The sequence below is a fragment of the Meiothermus granaticius NBRC 107808 genome (genome assembly GCF_003574355.1).
Lineage (GTDB): Bacteria > Deinococcota > Deinococci > Deinococcales > Thermaceae > Meiothermus > Meiothermus granaticius.
In genome coordinates, this window is record NZ_QWLB01000006.1 from 42,836 (window position 1) to 58,355 (window position 15,520).

Below are 15,520 nucleotides of genomic sequence, written 5' to 3' on the forward strand. Positions count from 1 at the left end.
GTTTGTCTACGCTATGGTGGCCCTCGGCTATACCATGGTCTATGGGGTGTTGGGGCTCATCAATTTCGCCCACTCGGAGATCTTCATGATCGGGGCGGTTACCGGGATTGAGGTCTTCCGCTATCTAGGCAATGGGGGCAACCCCTACCTGATTTTGCTGCTGGCCTTCATCGTAGCCGCAGCGGTCTCGGGAACGGTGGCGGTTTTGGTCGAGCGCCTGGCCTACCGGCCCCTGCGCCGCCGGGGTTCCAAAAACGTGCTGGTTCCGCTCATCACGGCGATCGGGGTTTCCTTCTTGCTGCAAGATCTGGTGCGGGCGATCGAGGCCCTGTGGCATAACGAGTTCAACCTGCAATACCCCAGCTACGACACCTTCAACTACGATGTTCTCTCTAAGCTAGGGAGCCCCCTGGGCCTAACCCTGGCCGTCAAGGGCCTTATCGTGATCCTGGTCTCCATCTTGATGCTGGCCGGGCTCAACTACCTGGTCAACCGCACCAAGCTGGGCAAAGCCATCCGGGCCGTGGCTCAGGATATGAGCACCGCCGGGCTGATGGGCATCAACCCCGATGTGATCATCTCGCGCACCTTTCTGATCGGGGGTTCGCTGGCCGGGGTGGCAGGGGTGCTGTTCGGGTTGGTGTATACCAACGTTACCCCTTATTCCGGCTTCCAACCTGGGATCAAGGCCTTTACTGCGGCGGTCCTGGGGGGGATCGGCAACATCCCCGGAGCGGTGGCCGGTGGGCTGGTGCTGGGGGAGCTCGAGACCCTGGGTGGAACCTACCTGGGCTTTTTGACCGGAGGCAATTTCGGCAGCGAGTACGCCCAGGTGCTGGCCTTTTTGATCCTGATTCTGATTCTGCTCTTCCGGCCCCAGGGCTTGTTTGGCCAGAATGTGAGTGAAAAGGTATGAAGGAAGCCCAAGCCAATCTCGTGGTACCGGTGGTGGCTGCACTGGCCTCGCTATGGGCCCTGCTCTCCCCTGCCAACTCCCTTGCCAACGCGCTGCTGCTGGTGGCCTTGGCCTTGGTGGCCCTGCTCAAACCCCAGCAGTGGGTACGGGCCCTGACCTTAGCCGGGCTTACGGTGGTGTTCACCGTGCTCATCCGCGAGCAAAGCGATGACAAATTTGCCTTCTACGGCCTGATTGGAACCTTGCTTTCGGCAGCCCTGCTCAAGGTCCCCACCTATATCAAAGTGCTCATCGGGGTGGCCATTCTGTTTGTCTCGATCCCTTTGGCCGGGCTCGGCAACTCCCTGTTCCTCGAGCTGGGGGTGCAGGTGGCCATCTTCTCGGCCCTGGCCCTGGGGCTCAACGTGGTGGTAGGGCAGGCTGGCCTCCTGGACTTAGGCTTCGCGGCGTTCTTCGCCATCGGGGCCTACACCTGGGCCATCTTCGGCTCGGGGCAGGCCAACAACTTCATCGCCGGGAACCACTTCCCCCTCAACCCCTGGCTGTTCTTCGTGTTCTTGCCTATCGCGGTGGTGACAGCGGCCATCGTGGGGGTGTTGATTGGACTCCCGGCCCTGCGGCTGCGCGGGGATTATCTGGCCATCGTCACGCTCGGCCTGGGTGAGGTAGTGCGGGTGCTGGCCAACAACCTCGACCATCCCATCAACCTTACCAACGGCCCCCAGGGCATTACCCCGGTGGGCCGCCCGCCGGTGGACTGGCTCATCAATATCCTCAACGGTCTGGGACTGGGCCGGGTCTATGGCCGCCCCATCGATGAGAGCATCACCTACCAGATCTTCTTCTATGTGTTGGCGCTGGTGGTGGTGGCCATTGTGATTGTCGTGAACGTGCGGCTTTCCAACTCGAGGTTTGGCCGGGCTTGGGTGGCGATCCGCGAGGATGAGATCGCTGCCAAGGCCATGGGCATCCCGCTCCTGCCCACCAAGCTCCTGGCTTTTGCCACCGGCGCAGCCTTCTCTGGGGTGATGGGGGCCATCTACGGTGCCAAGCAGACCTTCGTCAACCCGGAATCCTTCACCCTCAACCAGAGCATCTTCATCCTGGCGATGGTAATTCTGGGCGGGATGGGCAATATCGGCGGGGCGGTGGTGGGGGCCACCGCGGTGACGCTGCTCAACATTGACATCCTCAAAAACCTCTCCGATCAGCTCAATACCTGGAGGCAAACCGGGTTCACCCTGCTGGGCTACAACTTCGCCAACCTCCCCACCCAGCTCGAGCCGGCCAAGTACGAGCGCTTCGTGTTTGGTTTGATCTTGATCTTGATGATGATCTTCCGACCTGAGGGGCTGATCCCCGAACAACGCCACCGAGCGGAGATGGAAGAGGCACGGCTCGAGGCCAAGGATGAAGGGAAGCTTCAGGAGGGATCGGCATGAGCCCAACCCCCCAGGTCCCCCCGCTTGCCCTAGACGTGCAAGACGTCACCAAGCGCTTCGGTGGGCTGGTGGCGGTGAACAGCGTGAGCCTGCAGGTCAAGCCCCAGGAAATTTTCTCGATCATCGGGCCCAATGGGGCTGGGAAGACCACCTTTTTCAACCTGTTGACCGGCATCTATAAGCCCGACACCGGCAAGGTGCTGTTTTTTGGCAAAGACCTGACCGGGATGTCCCCCGACAAGGTGGCGCGCCAGGGCGTCGGGCGCACCTTCCAGAACATCCGGCTGTTCAAGGCCATGACGGTGCTGGAAAACGTCCTGGTCGGGCATCACACCCTAATCTCGGCCTCCTATCTGGACTCCCTACTGCATACCGGGCGGTACTTCGCCGCTGAGAAAAAGGCCAAGGAACGGGCCATGGAGCTTCTGACCTACATGAACCTGGACCGCAAGGCCCAGACGGCCGCCTCCTCGCTCTCCTATGGGGAGCAGCGCCGTCTCGAGATTGCCCGGGCTTTGGCCCTAGAGCCCAGGCTGCTGTTTCTGGACGAGCCTGCCGCCGGAATGAACCCTCAGGAAACCGAGGATCTTAAGGTGCGGGTGCGCAAGCTGCGTCAGGATCTAGGCCTGACGGTGGTGCTGATCGAGCACGACATGAGCATGGTGATGAGCATCTCTGACCGGATCGCGGTCCTGGAGTACGGTAGCAAGATCGCCGAGGGATTGCCGGCTGAGATCCGCAACAACCCTCGAGTGGTCGAGGCCTACTTGGGCAAAGGCGCAGCAGGAACGGCTGGAGACAAGGTATGAGCTTGCTCGAGGTCAAAAACATCTACACCTTTTATGGGCAGATCCAGGCCCTCAAAGGGATCTCGCTCGAGGTCAACGAGGGGGAGATCGTCACCCTGATCGGCTCCAACGGGGCCGGTAAAAGCACCACGCTGCGCACCATCAGTGGGATGAACAAGCCCCGCCGGGGTGAGGTGCTCTACCAGGGCAAACCCATCCATAAAATGCCCGCCAACCAAATCGTGGCCCTGGGGATTAGCCACGTCCCCGAGGGGCGGCGTATCTTTCCCCGGCTGACCGTGGAGGAGAACCTCGAGATCGGGGCTTACCTGCTCAACGACAGCAAGTTGGTACAAGAGCGCAAGGAGCGGGCCTTCGGCCTCTTCCCCCGCCTGGCCGAGCGCCGAACCCAGAAGGGCGGGACCCTCTCCGGCGGTGAGCAGCAGATGCTGGCCATTGGCCGGGCCCTGATGCAAGACCCCAAACTGCTCCTGATGGATGAGCCCTCGATGGGGCTGGCTCCGGTGCTGGTGGACTTCATCTTCGAGATCATCCAAAAGCTCAACCAGGAGGGAAAAACCATTCTGTTGGTGGAGCAAAACGCACGCCTGGCCCTAGAGATTGCCCACCGCGGCTACGTGCTGCAGACCGGCAAGCTGACCATGCAGGGCCCAGCCAAAGAGCTCGCGGCCAAACCTGAGGTTCAGGAAGCCTATCTGGGTGGGCATTAGGTTATAGGGCCCCAGGTTCGGGCCGACCCGGTAGACTCAGGCCAATGCACCTAGAAGTGAGCACCTACTACCTCGAGAGCCTCTCGCCCAACGAACTCCGTCCCAAACGGATTCATCTCGAGGGCCTGCACATCGTCAAGGCCGAGATCCCCAGCGCCGAGCTGCAACACTTCCTCTACCGCAGCGTGGGTGGGGACTGGTATTGGTACGAAAAAGCCGACTGGAGCTATGCCCAGTGGCTCGAGTACGCGCAAAACCCCAACCTGCACACCTGGGTGGCCTATCTGAGGGGAACCCCGGCCGGATACTTTCAGCTCGAGGCCCAGGGTGAGGCGGTGGAAATCGTCTATTTTGGGCTGCTTCCCCAGTTCAGCGGGCGGGGGCTGGGCGGGCACCTGCTCACCGAGGCCCTCGAGCAGGCCTGGGCTCTAGGACCAAAGCGGGTTTGGGTGCACACCTGCTCGCTGGATAGCCCAGCGGCACTGGCCAACTACCAGGCCCGGGGGATGCGGCTGTACAAAACCGAAACCGTCCTCGAGGAGCTCCCCGACCACCCCCCCGGCCCCTGGCCCGGCGCCCGGTAGGCTAGCCTACCGCTACCGGTTCCTCCACAAACCATTCCTCGGCCTTACGCTGGGCCCGCTCTTTGACCTCAGGGGTGATGTAGCGGGCTACCGTGCCCACCGCCAGAAGCAACACGCTCAGGTCATCGGTAAACCCCACCCCCACGATTGCGTCGGGGATGAAGTCCAGCGGCAAGATGAAATAAGCCAGGGCCCCAAGGATGATCCGCTTAGCCGAGGGCGGGGTTTCAGGGGCCGCCAGGGTGTAGTACAGCCAAAGGGCTTTCTCGACCACCTCCAGGCCGGCGGCCCGGGCAAAGCGGGAGAGTTTGGCCCAGAACCCCCGGTGGCTGTAGCGGCGCTCGTAGGCTTTGAGCTCGAGCCCCTCCACCAGGCATAGCTCCACCCCGTGCTCTTTATCCTCAGCCCTTTCCACAAGCCCATGGTAGCACCCCTGCCCTACCCAGAGCGTCTACTCGAGGAACCCTTCTGCAAGGAGCAGCGATATGGTTGTAAAGTATCGTATGCCAGCAGTAAATCCTGGGAAAATCCAGTTCCCTCCCTACGTTCGCAGCGAGCAAGTCAAGGCTTGGGTCACCGAGATGGTCGCCCTGTGCAAACCGGATGCCCTGTGGTGGTGCGATGGCTCTGATCAGGAGTACCAAACCCTCTGTGAAGAGCTGGTGGAGAAGGGCACCTTTATCCGTCTCAACCCTGAGCTGCGCCCCAACAGCTTCCTGGCCCGCTCCGACCCTTCGGATGTGGCCCGGGTTGAAGACCGCACCTTCATCTGCTCCATCAACAAAGAGGATGCCGGCCCTACTAACAACTGGGTTAACCCCAAAGAGATGCACGCCACCCTAAACGAGCTCTTCGATGGCTGTATGCAGGGCCGCACCATGTACATCGTGCCCTTTAGCATGGGGCCGCTCGGTTCTCCGATTAGCTATATCGGCATCGAGATTACCGATTCGGCGTACGTGGTGGTCAACATGAAGATCATGACCCGCATGGGCCAGAAGGTCTTCGAGGTGCTGGGCGAAGACGGTGAGTTCGTGCCCTGCATGCACACCGTGGGGATGCCTTTAAAACCCGGCCAGCCCGACATCCCCTGGCCCTGCAACCCCACCCTCAAATACATTGTCCACTTCCCTGAGGAGCGCAGCATCTGGAGCTATGGTTCGGGGTATGGCGGCAATGCCCTCTTGGGTAAGAAGGCCCTGGCCCTCCGCATTGCCAGCGTGATTGGGCGCGACGAGGGCTGGCTGGCCGAGCACATGCTGATCCTGGGGGTCGAGGATCCCAAGGGGCAGAAAACCTATGTGGCTGCCGCCTTTCCCTCAGCCTGCGGCAAGACCAACTTCGCCATGCTGATCCCCCCAAAGCCCTTCCAAGAAGAGGGCTGGAAGGTGACCACGATCGGGGATGACATCGCTTGGATCAAACCCGGTAAGGATGGGCGGCTTTACGCCATCAACCCCGAGGCGGGCTACTTTGGGGTAGCCCCCGGCACCTCGCATAAAACCAACCCCAACGCCATGGCCTCTATGCGGGCCAACACCATCTTTACCAACGTGGCCCTCACCCCGGAAGGGGATGTGTGGTGGGAGGGGATGGATGGGCCACCACCGCCCAAGGCCACCGACTGGCAGGGCCAGGAGTGGACCCCGGACTCCGGGCGCAAGGCCGCTCACCCCAACTCCCGCTTTACCGCTCCGGCTCAGCAAAACCCCGCCATAGACCCGGAGTGGGAAAACCCCAACGGGGTGCCGATCAAAGCCTTTATCTTTGGCGGGCGGCGGGCCACGGTGGTTCCGCTGGTCTACCAAAGCTTCAACTGGACCTTTGGGGTTTACCTGGGAGCCACCATGGGTTCGGAAACCACCGCAGCCGCTTTTGGGGCTATCGGTGAGGTGCGCCGCGATCCTTTTGCCATGCTGCCCTTCATTGGCTACCACATGGCCAGCTACTTTAATCACTGGCTAGATGTGGGGCGACGGGTCGTGAACCCGCCCAGGATTTTCAGCGTGAACTGGTTCCGAAAGGACAAAGAGGGCAACTTTGCCTGGCCCGGCTACGGCGAAAACATGCGGGTATTGAAATGGATCGTGGAGCGAGCCAACGGCAAGGGCCATGCCACCGAGAGCCCGCTGGGGTATGTGCCCCACTACGAGGATCTGGACTGGCGGGGCCTCGAGTTTTCCAAGGAGCAGTTCCAGGAGCTGATGACCATTGACCGCGACCTTTGGCTGCAAGAAATTCTCAGCCACGAAGCCCTCTTCATCAAACTCTACGACCGGATGCCCAAGGAATTCTTAGCCATGCGCGAGCTGTTGATCAGCAATCTCTGGCGCTCTCCGGAGCAGTGGGACCTGGCGACCAACTCAGTGGATTCATAGCCCCCAACCCAGATGCCTAAATCCGATTTCCAGTTCTTGCACCGCCTGCGGGTGCGGTGGAGCGAAGCCGATATGCAGGGCATCGTCTTCAACGGGCACTATCTGACCTACGCGGATGTTGCCCTTACCGAGTACTGGCGGGCCATCGGCTACCCCTACCCTAGCTCGATTGAGCGCTTGGGGGTGGACTGGCTGGTGGTGAAGGCCACCCTCGAGTACCACGCCCCTGCCCGCTATGACGATGAGCTGGAGATCGGGGTGCGGGTGGGACGCGTGGGGAACAGCAGCATCCGGTTTCTGCTCGAGATGTATCGTGGGGAAACCCATCTGATCGACGGGGAGATCATCTACGTGACGGTGGATCCGTCCACCCACGCACCGGTGCGCGTACCCCAGGCCCTCCGCCAAGCCTTTGGTCTCCCCGAAGGACCTACTCTACCCCCTCCGACTTGAGCTCCTGGGCCAACCGCTCGTAGCCCTTTCGGCCCATCAGGGCGTAGGTGTACTCCTTGCCCAGCTCTACCCCCGGCTGGTCAAAGGCATTGATATTCCAAAGCTCGCCCAGGAAAGCGGTTTGCCACATCAAGTGTTGCAGCAGCCAGCCTAGGTTGTACGCATCGAGACGCTCGAGGGTGACCGTGTAGTTGGGCTGTCCGGCCTTGGCCAGGGCGTGGGCCGTGGCTTTGGCCTCAGCCGTGAGCAGCTCAAAGAAGCTCTTCCCAAAGAGGTAGTCCAGGCTCTCCAAGCCCTTCACCGCCGGGATCTCGAGGTCTTCCGTGGGGTGCTCGAGGCGCACCATCGTCACCAGCTTGTCATGGGGCCCTTCCCGGAAGAGCTGAACTTGGGCGTGCTGGTCGGTAGTTCCCACCGCCCGTACCGCAGTGGTCCCCACCCGCACCTCCCGACCCTGTTTGTCCTTCATCTTGCCCAAGGACTCGTCGTGGAGCTGGACAAACCAGTCGGGCAGGTAGCGCAGACGGGTGGAGTAGGGCATAAACACACAGATGTTCATCCCTTTCTTGGCCAACCGCTCGTTGACCAGCGCGGTCTGGGCAGAAAGGTTAGCCCCGATGGGCCCGGTCGCCAGCTCGTTGGCCTTGCGGGCCCCGGCCATCAGCCGGTCCAGGTCTACCTCAGCAAAGGCCAACGGAAGTGTCCCCACCGGACAGGTCACGCTATACCGTCCACCCACCGCCGGGGGAACTTCAAACGCGGCCAGCCCTTCAGCTTGGGCATAAGGGCGCAGAAGGCCTCGCGCGGGGTCGGTGGTGACCACCACATGCCGCTTCCAATCCTCTCCCAAGGAATCCTCGAGCCACTTTCTGAACACCAAAAAGGCCGCCATGGTCTCGGCTGTGCTCCCCGATTTGGAGATCACGTTGACCAAGCTCACCCGGGGGTCAAGGCTGCGCAATAGCTCTTGAATCGGCTCCGGCTCGACATTATCTACAATGTGCAGGCGCACTGGCCCCTGGCCCAAAGCCGCATGCACACACTGTGTCCCCAGGGCGGAGCCCCCTATGCCCAGCACCACGAATTCCCTAACCCAGGGGTTGGCCTGACGATAGCGCAGCACCTCGCGCACCGCCTCGGTGTCCTCCGGGGTGTCCATCCAGCCCAAAAACTCCTCCGGGTTGGATTTCCGGGCCACCAGGGAGTCCCGGGCCGCCTCCAGCTTTCGTGCGTTAGCCGCCAACTCCGCAGCCAGATCCATGCCCTGGGCCCCGACCCGCTCAACCGACAGATTGTGTAGCTCCAAGCGTAGCATGGGGATAGTCTAAACCGTCCGGTTTTTGCGGGTATGACCTTCATTAAAACCAAACCCCCCACCTACTGGGGCAAGGGGTTCGGTTGCCGCGGGGTTCAGGCCTGGATGCGGCTAGGCTGGGGGGCTGGGATTTCCCCAGCTCGAGCCCCCTGCTGAACGCCCATCAAGAAACCCAGCTTCATCAGATCAATCACCTCTTGCACCTGCCCGGACTTGACCAGCTCGTCCACATACTCCGCCATCCCCGGCGGGAAAGGCATCTGACGCAAGGCCTCACGGTTGGCTTGAAGCATCTGCTGAATCCACTCAAGCGGTGTCATACCTATCAATATAGCACTCAAGTTATCTAACAGTGGAGGATTATACACTTTCTGCCGATTCTGCCCCCGGCTGGCTCCGCAGGACCAGGTCTTGCAGCCAGGCCAGTACCGCCTCGGCGGCGGCCAGGTTGGTTGCTAAGGGAACGTTGTGCACATCGCAGACCCGCATCAGGGCTTGCACATCGGGCTCGTGAGGCTGAGCGGCCAGCGGGTCACGCAGAAAGATCACCGCCAACACCCCATCCTGGGCAATGCGGGCCCCAATCTGCTGATCCCCGCCCAGCGGCCCGGAAAGCAGCCGCTCCACGCTCAACCCGGCTTTTTCCATCAGCAGCTTGCCCGTGGTCCCGGTAGCGATCAAGGGGAAGCGCGAAAGGATGGCCCGGTTGGCGATTGCGAAGGCCACCATATCGGTCTTCTTGCCGTCGTGGGCGATCAAGGCCAGGGCTTTCATGCCCCTAGCATACGCGGCCCGAATCCCGTTGAGGCAGGGGGGTGGCTCGAGCCTTCAGCTTTTGCCTCCCAGCCTGTAAACTAACGCGGTATGGCAGATACCGAACGCACCTACATCATGGTCAAGCCCGACGGTGTACGCCGTGGCCTCACCGGCGAAGTGATCGGGCGAATCGAGCGCAAAGGCTTCCGCATTGTGGCGATGAAGAAGATGCTCATTCCGCAAAGCCTGGCCGAAACCCATTACGGTGAGCACAAAGGAAAACCCTTCTTTGAAGGCTTGGTCCGGTTCATCACCTCTGGGCCGGTGGTGGCCATGGTGGTGGAAGGCCCTGGGGTGATCGCCGAGATGCGCCGCCTGATGGGAGCCACCCGGCCCTGGGAAGCCGCTCCCGGGACCATTCGCGCAGACTTTGCCACCACGGTAGACGAGAACATCATCCACGGCTCAGATGGTCCCGAGAGCGCAGCCCGGGAGATCGGGCTCTTCTTCAAGCCCGAGGAAATCCTTAGCTGAGCCTGGGCCGGTTGGGGTTTCCCCTGCGAAACCCCGCTATACCCTGCCCTCCTCCACCGCCGGGGAGGGCAGGGGGTTGTGAAAGCCCTGAGGAGCCACCACCCGCAGCCCGTCTTGGATCAGGCGAACTTGATACAACGACTGGGGCTCGAGCAGCTCCCCATCCGCATGGGCCGCCACCGGGCGGTCAAAGCGCACCGTGAACTCCGCTCCGCTGAACTGCTGTACCCGCGGGTCGAGCACGTGCTTGCCCTGGAGCAGCTTGGGCAAGATACCCAACACCCCGAGGCGGCTAAACTCTCCAGCGATCACCCCCGAAAGCAGGCCATCGGTGTGAACCGCGTTCGGCGCGATGGGAATGCCGCCACCGTAGGTGCGCGAGTTCATCAGGGCCCCCAGTAAGGCTTTGCCTTGGTACAGCACCTTTCCGCCCGATTCCAAGGTCAGGGTCGGCAGGGAAAGCTCTTTGAGTACCGCCAGCATCGAGTAGAGATAGCGAGGCATCCCCCGCAGAAAGGTAGGGGCGGTCAGGGCTTTGCGGGCCACCGCCGCATCAAAGCCCAGCCCCAGGCTGGCCCCGAAGGGGTGATCGTTCACCATACCCAAGTCCACGCTTCCGGTATCCCCCTGGAGGGCCAGTTGCAGGGCGGCCTCGAGGCCGAGTCCAGAGAGCCCCACCATTCGTGCGAAGTCGTTGCCGCTGCCGATGGGAACAACCCCCAGGGCTTTGTCGGAACCGGCCAAACCCCCGATGGTTTCATGGACGGTACCATCCCCGCCCACCGCCACCACCCGGCTCCCGACCGGGGCCTGCCGGGCGATCTCGCTGGCATGCCCTGGAGCAGCGGTGATGCGGATTTCCAGGGGCCGCCCATTGGCCAGGCGCCGGGCGGCCTCGCTGATCTGCCCCACCATTCCACCGACCCGTCCGCGCCCGGCGGCAGGATTTATCACCAAGGTAATGAGGGTGCTCATTGCGCTTCGGAACAGAATACACCAGGGAATAGCCGCATTGGGGTTTTCACCTGTGGCCCCTGCCCCGGTGCTACAATCCGGCTATGACCCGGCCCTTTGCCCAGAGCCACCTTTCGCAGCTCGCTGAGCTGCTGTCTTGGATGGACCAGGAGCCCCAGCGGAAAACCCTGGCCCCAGAGGCACGAACCCCGGAAGGGTTGTGGTGGGAGGTGCTGGCTGGGGAGGGTGAGAAAGCCTGGGTCTGGCTCGAGAACGGTCGGGTCGAAGGCTTTGTGTCCTTGGTGGAGTTCTGGGACGGGGCGGCCCTGGAAGGCCCGCTGGTGCGCGGGGGGGATGGGCAGAGGTTGCTCGAGCATGCCGTCAAAAAGGCCCGGGCGGAGGGCTACCCCACCCTCTACGCCTTCCCCGAGCGCAGCAACCTCGAGGTATGCCGGCTTTTAGAGCGAGCGGGATTTTCTCCGGAGCACATCACCTATTTCTATGCCATGCCTCGCCGTGATCTCTCCTATCCGGTTCCGGAGGGGTTTCGGGTGGGGTTGAGTGAGCCCTGCGACGCCGAGGTGTACCGCGACCTCTATGCCCGCATCGAAGACGGCTGGAGCATCCGGCTGCACTGGACCGATGAGGAGCTGCGTCAGCATTTTATCGGCTCAGATGTGGAGTTGTTTCTGGCGTACTGGGGTGAGGTTCCGGTAGGCCTGGCCGAGCTCGAGCTGATGGACGGCGAAGCCGAGATCGCCTATATCGGGGTGCTCCCCGAATTCCGGGGCAAGGGGCTGGGCCGGGCTTTGTTGGGCGCAGCCGCAGCTCGCGCGTTTGCGGAGCCGCAGGTAGAGTGGCTGCGGGTGCGGGCCCACGACCACGAAAAATCGGCCCAGGAGCTCTACAGGCGCCTGGGCTTTGAGGAACAAGAAGCCATCGTGACCTACGCCCTCGAGCTGTAAGCCCTCAGCGCTTCACCACTTCGGCGTCGGCAGGGTATTTCTTGAGGGCGGCAGCGGTGAGTACCGAACGCTTGAACCCTTGAATGCTCAGATCGGCGAGGGTTTTACCGTTGGCGTCTTTGAGCACAATGGCCACGGGGCGGGGATCGGACTTAAGCACCCAAATTTCCATGCTGGCAAAACCCGCGTTGGCCCCTTTGGGGAGGCCTTGGATTCGCCAGGCCGGGCCATCGGGAGTCTGAACCTCGCCCAGCAGCTTGAGGTTGAGCGTCTCGGTGAGCTGGCTGAAATCGCTGAGACCGGTGAGGTTAACCCCCAGGCCCTCCACCTTGGCCTTGGCCCGGGGTTGGATCACCACCTGATTGGTGAGGAAGAGGTAATTCCAAACCTCTTTGTCCGAGATCAGCACAAAGTTGCCCTCGAGGCTGCTGGGCTTTTTGAAGTCAATCCGCACCAGGGCATTGGCCGGAGTGGGGCTGGGAAGCACCTGCAAGCGGAACTCGGCCTCCTGAGAAGAGCCGTCGGGAAGTTGAATCTTCCCGGAAATGCTGGCTTCCCAGGGGGATTTGGAGAGGTTGTCCTGAACTTGTTTGCTGATCTCAGCGATGCTCTGGGCAAAACCAGGGGCCCAGGCGAGAACCAAGGCCAACAGTAGACCAACCCGCAGTGAAACCGTAGGCATGCTCATTCTCCTCCAAACTCGAGCCGGTAGCGCAACCATGCCGACCAGCCCCCATCAAACGCAGCGTCGGCCTGAATGTTTCCCATCTCGATTCCCAGCTTAGCGGCCCAGGGGTAGGCCACTGTGAAGCGCAGGTTAAGCTTATTTGTATCCTCCAGCGGCAGGGAAAGCAGCGCCTCGAGGCGGTTATACCCCCCCGCCCGCAGGGTCAGGTCGAGGAGATCCCCAGCCTCGTCCAACTCTCCCCGCCAGCCCAGCAGCCCATACAGACCCTCCTGGTAACCCAGCCCCACGGTATAGGTGCTCTGGTCGCGCAGGCCCAGCGTAGCCTCTGCGGCCAGTATCCCGAAGTATTGGGCGCTGAACCCCAGGGTCTGGGTTGCCGTGAGGCGGTAACGCCCGGAAAGGAGACCGCTAAACCCAGCCGCCACAGGCTGAAGGGGGTCCGCATCGCCCACCCATAAGCTGGCCGGGGGGGTACTGGCATACCCCAGCCGGGCCTCGGCAGCCACCGGCCCCGCCCCCCCACGGGCAAAGGCCTGTGCCCCCCAACCTGCCCATCCTAGGCTGGCGCGGCCCCCATAGGCGATGCGCCCCACTGGGCCCAGGTCCAAAGCGCTCTCGGCTGAAACCCCGAAAGCATCGCGCTGTAGGCGTACCCCCCAGGTGATGTCCTGAATGGGATAGGTGAGCTCTAGGGTCGGGGTGAAGTACCCAGGGGAGAGACGGCCATAGAGGCCAAAGGTCAGCGACTGGGCCAGGCTGATGCCCCCCAGCAAATAGGCGATACCCAGGAGCAAAACCTTGCCCCCAGCTCCCAAGGGGAGCGCACGGTTGCTTTGGGGGCCGAGGGCTTGACCGGTGGTTCTCCCCCCCTTGGGGGGCTGGGCACCTGAGGCATGGGGGGCTCGAGGCATCGCCTCCCCAATCTAAACCAGCCACCCATTACCTGAAATGCCATCCCCGCGCGGGGGACAGGGATCAGGCCGGGGGTTATTGGTCAAGCCTTCACAACCGCCCCCTTGGAGGGTATGATTGACCACCGCATGTGGGCCTATGCTGCACGTCGTTTGCTGGGGCTTATCCCAGTACTGATCGGGATCTCTTTGCTGGTCTTCCTATTCCTGCACCTAATCCCCGGCGATCCCGCCCTGGTGCTTTTGGGGGAGCGGGCCAGCGTTGAGCAGGTCGCGGCCCTGCGAGAGAAGCTGGGCCTCAATCAGCCCCTCTACATCCAGTATTTTCTGTTCATCCGCGATCTGCTGCGGGGCGACTTGGGCAACAGCATCTTTAATCTGCTGCCCGTCCGCGATCAGCTGGCCGGGCGCTGGCCGGCCACCTTCGAGCTGGCCTTAACCGCCATGCTCATCGCGATTGTGATAGGCATACCGCTGGGAATCCTGGCGGCGGTGCGCAAGAACAGCCTGGCTGATAACCTTTCCACCATTTTTTCGCTGATTGGGGTTTCGATGCCGGTGTTTTGGCTGGGGCTTTTGCTGATTTACCTGTTTGCCGTGAACCTCCAGTGGCTGCCGCCGAGCGGGCGGATCGGCATAGATGCGGGAGCCAGCTTCAAAACAATCACCAATTTCTATGTCCTGGACGCGATATTGCAGCGACGCGACCTGTGGGATGTGGTGGCCCACCTGCTCCTCCCGGCGATCACCCTGGGAACCATCCCCCTGGCCATCTTGACCCGAATTACCCGAGGGGCCATGCTCGAGGTCTTGAATCAGGACTATGTGCGTACCGCCCGGGCCAAAGGGCTGACGGAGCGCGTGGTGATCTGGCGGCATGCCCTCAAGAACGCCCTGCTGCCGGTGGTGACCATCATCGGCCTGCAGTTTGGCACCCTGCTGGGGGGAGCAATCCTGACCGAGACCATCTTTAGCTGGCCGGGGATCGGTAGTTGGATCTACGAAGGCATCCTGAACCGCGATTATCCGGTGGTGCAGGGCGGGGTCATCTTCGTAGCGCTGGTGTTTGTGGTGGTCAACCTGCTGGTAGACCTCTCGTATGCCCTTCTGGACCCGAGGATTCAGTACCGATGAGGAGCCCGCGTGTTTGACCTTTTTATCTGCCCTTGCAGGGGTTCTGAGGACTTATGGCCAGTGTAGCTTCCACTTCTCTTCGGCGCTCGAGCGAGACCCCTACCCGCCTGGCCATCCGGCGGTTCATGAAGTCCAGCTCGGGCAAAATCGGCTTGGTCTTGGCGGTCTTGTTGATCCTGCTGGCCCTGTTGGCCCCGGTGCTCAAGCCCTATGACCCGGCCACCGACCGCGATTACCTCAACCGGCTCAAGCCCCCCAGCGCCAGCCACATCTTCGGCACCGATAACCTGGGGCGGGATGTGTTTACCCGGGTGATCCACGGCAGTCGGATCTCGCTGCGGGTGGGGTTAATTGCGGTGGCCATCAGCTTGGTGGTGGGCACGTTTCTCGGCCTCGTCGCCGGGTACTTCCGGGGCTGGCTCGAGATCGTCATCGGCTGGTTTACCGATATCCTGCTGGCCTTTCCCAGCACCTTGCTGGCCATCGCCATCGTAGCGGTGGTGGGGCCCAGCCTGACCAACGCCATGATTGCCGTGAGCATCACGCAAATTCCGGTATACATCCGCCTGACCCGCAGCGTGGTGCTTTCCGCTCGAGAGCTGGATTACATCCAAGCTGCCAACGCGCTGGGGGCTCAGAACCGCCGGGTGCTGTTGCGCCATCTGCTGCCCAACGCCCTGCCCCCAATCATCGTGCAGGCCACGCTCTCCATCGGAACCGCCACCCTCGAGACCGCCGCCCTGGGCTTCCTGGGGCTGGGGGCCCAGCCCCCCGCTCCCGAGTGGGGGGCCATGCTCAGCGATGCCTTCCGGGGGGGCTACGCCCTCAACTCCCCCTGGACCATGATCTTCCCTGGCCTCTTCATCATGATCACGGTGCTGGCCTTCAACCTGCTGGGCGATGGCCTACGGGATGCCCTAGACCCCCGGGCGCTGAAATAACCGGGGTCTGCTTTAGGGGGTTCTCACCCA

At 62.1% G+C, this 15,520-nt stretch carries 18 protein-coding genes; 11 read left to right on the top strand and 7 right to left on the bottom strand.

The genetic code is table 11. The features are described 5' to 3' along the window. The first annotated feature begins 13 nt into the window (after window positions 1-13). The 5 genes from Mgrana_RS03275 to Mgrana_RS03295 are packed head-to-tail and all read left to right on the top strand — an operon-like array spanning window position 14 to window position 4,461. The gene (locus Mgrana_RS03275; RefSeq protein ID WP_371862079.1) at window positions 14-916 is read left to right on the top strand and encodes a branched-chain amino acid ABC transporter permease; all 903 of its coding nucleotides are present in this window, start codon (window positions 14-16) and stop codon (window positions 914-916) included. Beyond that, entirely contained in the window at window positions 913-2,358 is a 1,446-nt protein-coding gene (locus tag Mgrana_RS03280; RefSeq protein WP_119356180.1) for a branched-chain amino acid ABC transporter permease, read from the top strand. The genes Mgrana_RS03275 and Mgrana_RS03280 overlap by 4 nt, the downstream gene beginning before the upstream one ends. Then, window positions 2,355-3,167 (top strand): ABC transporter ATP-binding protein, encoded by an 813-nt coding sequence (locus tag Mgrana_RS03285; RefSeq protein ID WP_119356181.1) that lies wholly within the window; start codon window positions 2,355-2,357, stop codon window positions 3,165-3,167. Before Mgrana_RS03280 ends, Mgrana_RS03285 begins: the two co-directional genes overlap by 4 nt. Further along, window positions 3,164-3,877 carry an ABC transporter ATP-binding protein gene (locus Mgrana_RS03290; RefSeq protein ID WP_119356182.1) on the top strand — a complete coding sequence of 238 codons (714 nt, stop codon included), beginning with the start codon at window positions 3,164-3,166 and terminating at the stop codon, window positions 3,875-3,877. Before Mgrana_RS03285 ends, Mgrana_RS03290 begins: the two co-directional genes overlap by 4 nt. A 44-nt stretch (window positions 3,878-3,921) precedes the next feature. Continuing rightward, window positions 3,922-4,461, top strand: a complete 540-nt coding sequence (locus Mgrana_RS03295) for a GNAT family N-acetyltransferase (protein ID WP_119356183.1) — start codon at window positions 3,922-3,924, stop codon at window positions 4,459-4,461. Window position 4,462: 1 nt separating this feature from the next. Here the strand turns inward: Mgrana_RS03295 and Mgrana_RS03300 are convergent, their stop codons facing one another. Next, entirely contained in the window at window positions 4,463-4,876 is a 414-nt protein-coding gene (locus Mgrana_RS03300; protein ID WP_240631230.1) for a YkvA family protein, read from the bottom strand. A gap of 88 nt (window positions 4,877-4,964) precedes the next feature. On the opposite strand from Mgrana_RS03300, the gene Mgrana_RS03305 reads away from it, so the two are divergent. Both Mgrana_RS03305 and Mgrana_RS03310 read left to right on the top strand, forming a co-directional pair. Beyond that, complete coding sequence (locus Mgrana_RS03305) at window positions 4,965-6,839, top strand: phosphoenolpyruvate carboxykinase (GTP) (protein ID WP_119356184.1); 1,875 nt, start codon at window positions 4,965-4,967, stop codon at window positions 6,837-6,839. Between the two features lie 12 nt (window positions 6,840-6,851). Further along, a complete protein-coding gene (locus Mgrana_RS03310; RefSeq protein ID WP_119356185.1) occupies window positions 6,852-7,292 on the top strand; it encodes an acyl-CoA thioesterase in 441 nt (146 codons plus the stop codon). On the opposite strand, the gene Mgrana_RS03315 is transcribed toward Mgrana_RS03310, so the two are convergent. The 3 genes from Mgrana_RS03315 to mgsA all read right to left on the bottom strand — a co-directional run bounded on the left by Mgrana_RS03315 (window position 7,270) and on the right by mgsA (window position 9,381). Then, a complete protein-coding gene (locus Mgrana_RS03315; protein ID WP_119356186.1) occupies window positions 7,270-8,607 on the bottom strand; it encodes a glucose-6-phosphate isomerase in 1,338 nt (445 codons plus the stop codon). The genes Mgrana_RS03310 and Mgrana_RS03315 overlap by 23 nt on opposite strands. A gap of 95 nt (window positions 8,608-8,702) precedes the next feature. Beyond that, window positions 8,703-8,927, bottom strand: coding sequence for a hypothetical protein (locus tag Mgrana_RS03320; RefSeq protein ID WP_119356187.1), 225 nt, complete (start codon window positions 8,925-8,927; stop codon window positions 8,703-8,705). A gap of 40 nt (window positions 8,928-8,967) precedes the next feature. Then, the gene (gene mgsA / locus Mgrana_RS03325; RefSeq protein WP_119356188.1) at window positions 8,968-9,381 is read right to left on the bottom strand and encodes a methylglyoxal synthase; all 414 of its coding nucleotides are present in this window, start codon (window positions 9,379-9,381) and stop codon (window positions 8,968-8,970) included. A gap of 90 nt (window positions 9,382-9,471) precedes the next feature. Here mgsA and ndk point away from each other — a divergent pair, with 90 nt between their 5' ends. Further along, window positions 9,472-9,897, top strand: coding sequence for a nucleoside-diphosphate kinase (ndk, locus tag Mgrana_RS03330; protein ID WP_119356189.1), 426 nt, complete (start codon window positions 9,472-9,474; stop codon window positions 9,895-9,897). Window positions 9,898-9,933: 36 nt separating this feature from the next. On the opposite strand, the gene Mgrana_RS03335 is transcribed toward ndk, so the two are convergent. Continuing rightward, a complete protein-coding gene (locus tag Mgrana_RS03335; RefSeq protein ID WP_119356190.1) occupies window positions 9,934-10,872 on the bottom strand; it encodes a diacylglycerol/lipid kinase family protein in 939 nt (312 codons plus the stop codon). 83 nt (window positions 10,873-10,955) lie between these two features. Between Mgrana_RS03335 and Mgrana_RS03340 the strand changes: the two genes are divergently transcribed. Beyond that, window positions 10,956-11,816 (top strand): GNAT family N-acetyltransferase, encoded by an 861-nt coding sequence (locus Mgrana_RS03340; protein WP_119356191.1) that lies wholly within the window; start codon window positions 10,956-10,958, stop codon window positions 11,814-11,816. A gap of 4 nt (window positions 11,817-11,820) precedes the next feature. On the opposite strand, the gene Mgrana_RS03345 is transcribed toward Mgrana_RS03340, so the two are convergent. Together Mgrana_RS03345 and Mgrana_RS03350 are read right to left on the bottom strand one after the other, a co-directional pair. After that, window positions 11,821-12,498, bottom strand: a complete 678-nt coding sequence (locus Mgrana_RS03345; RefSeq protein ID WP_186813122.1) for an outer membrane lipoprotein carrier protein LolA — start codon at window positions 12,496-12,498, stop codon at window positions 11,821-11,823. 2 nt (window positions 12,499-12,500) lie between these two features. Beyond that, window positions 12,501-13,415 (bottom strand): hypothetical protein, encoded by a 915-nt coding sequence (locus tag Mgrana_RS03350; protein WP_119356192.1) that lies wholly within the window; start codon window positions 13,413-13,415, stop codon window positions 12,501-12,503. A gap of 129 nt (window positions 13,416-13,544) precedes the next feature. Between Mgrana_RS03350 and Mgrana_RS03355 the strand changes: the two genes are divergently transcribed. Further along, complete coding sequence (locus tag Mgrana_RS03355) at window positions 13,545-14,549, top strand: ABC transporter permease (RefSeq protein WP_119356233.1); 1,005 nt, start codon at window positions 13,545-13,547, stop codon at window positions 14,547-14,549. 53 nt (window positions 14,550-14,602) lie between these two features. Next, window positions 14,603-15,490: an ABC transporter permease gene (locus Mgrana_RS03360; RefSeq protein ID WP_119356193.1), complete on the top strand. Its 888-nt coding sequence runs from the start codon at window positions 14,603-14,605 to the stop codon at window positions 15,488-15,490. The last annotated feature ends 30 nt before the right edge of the window (window positions 15,491-15,520 follow it).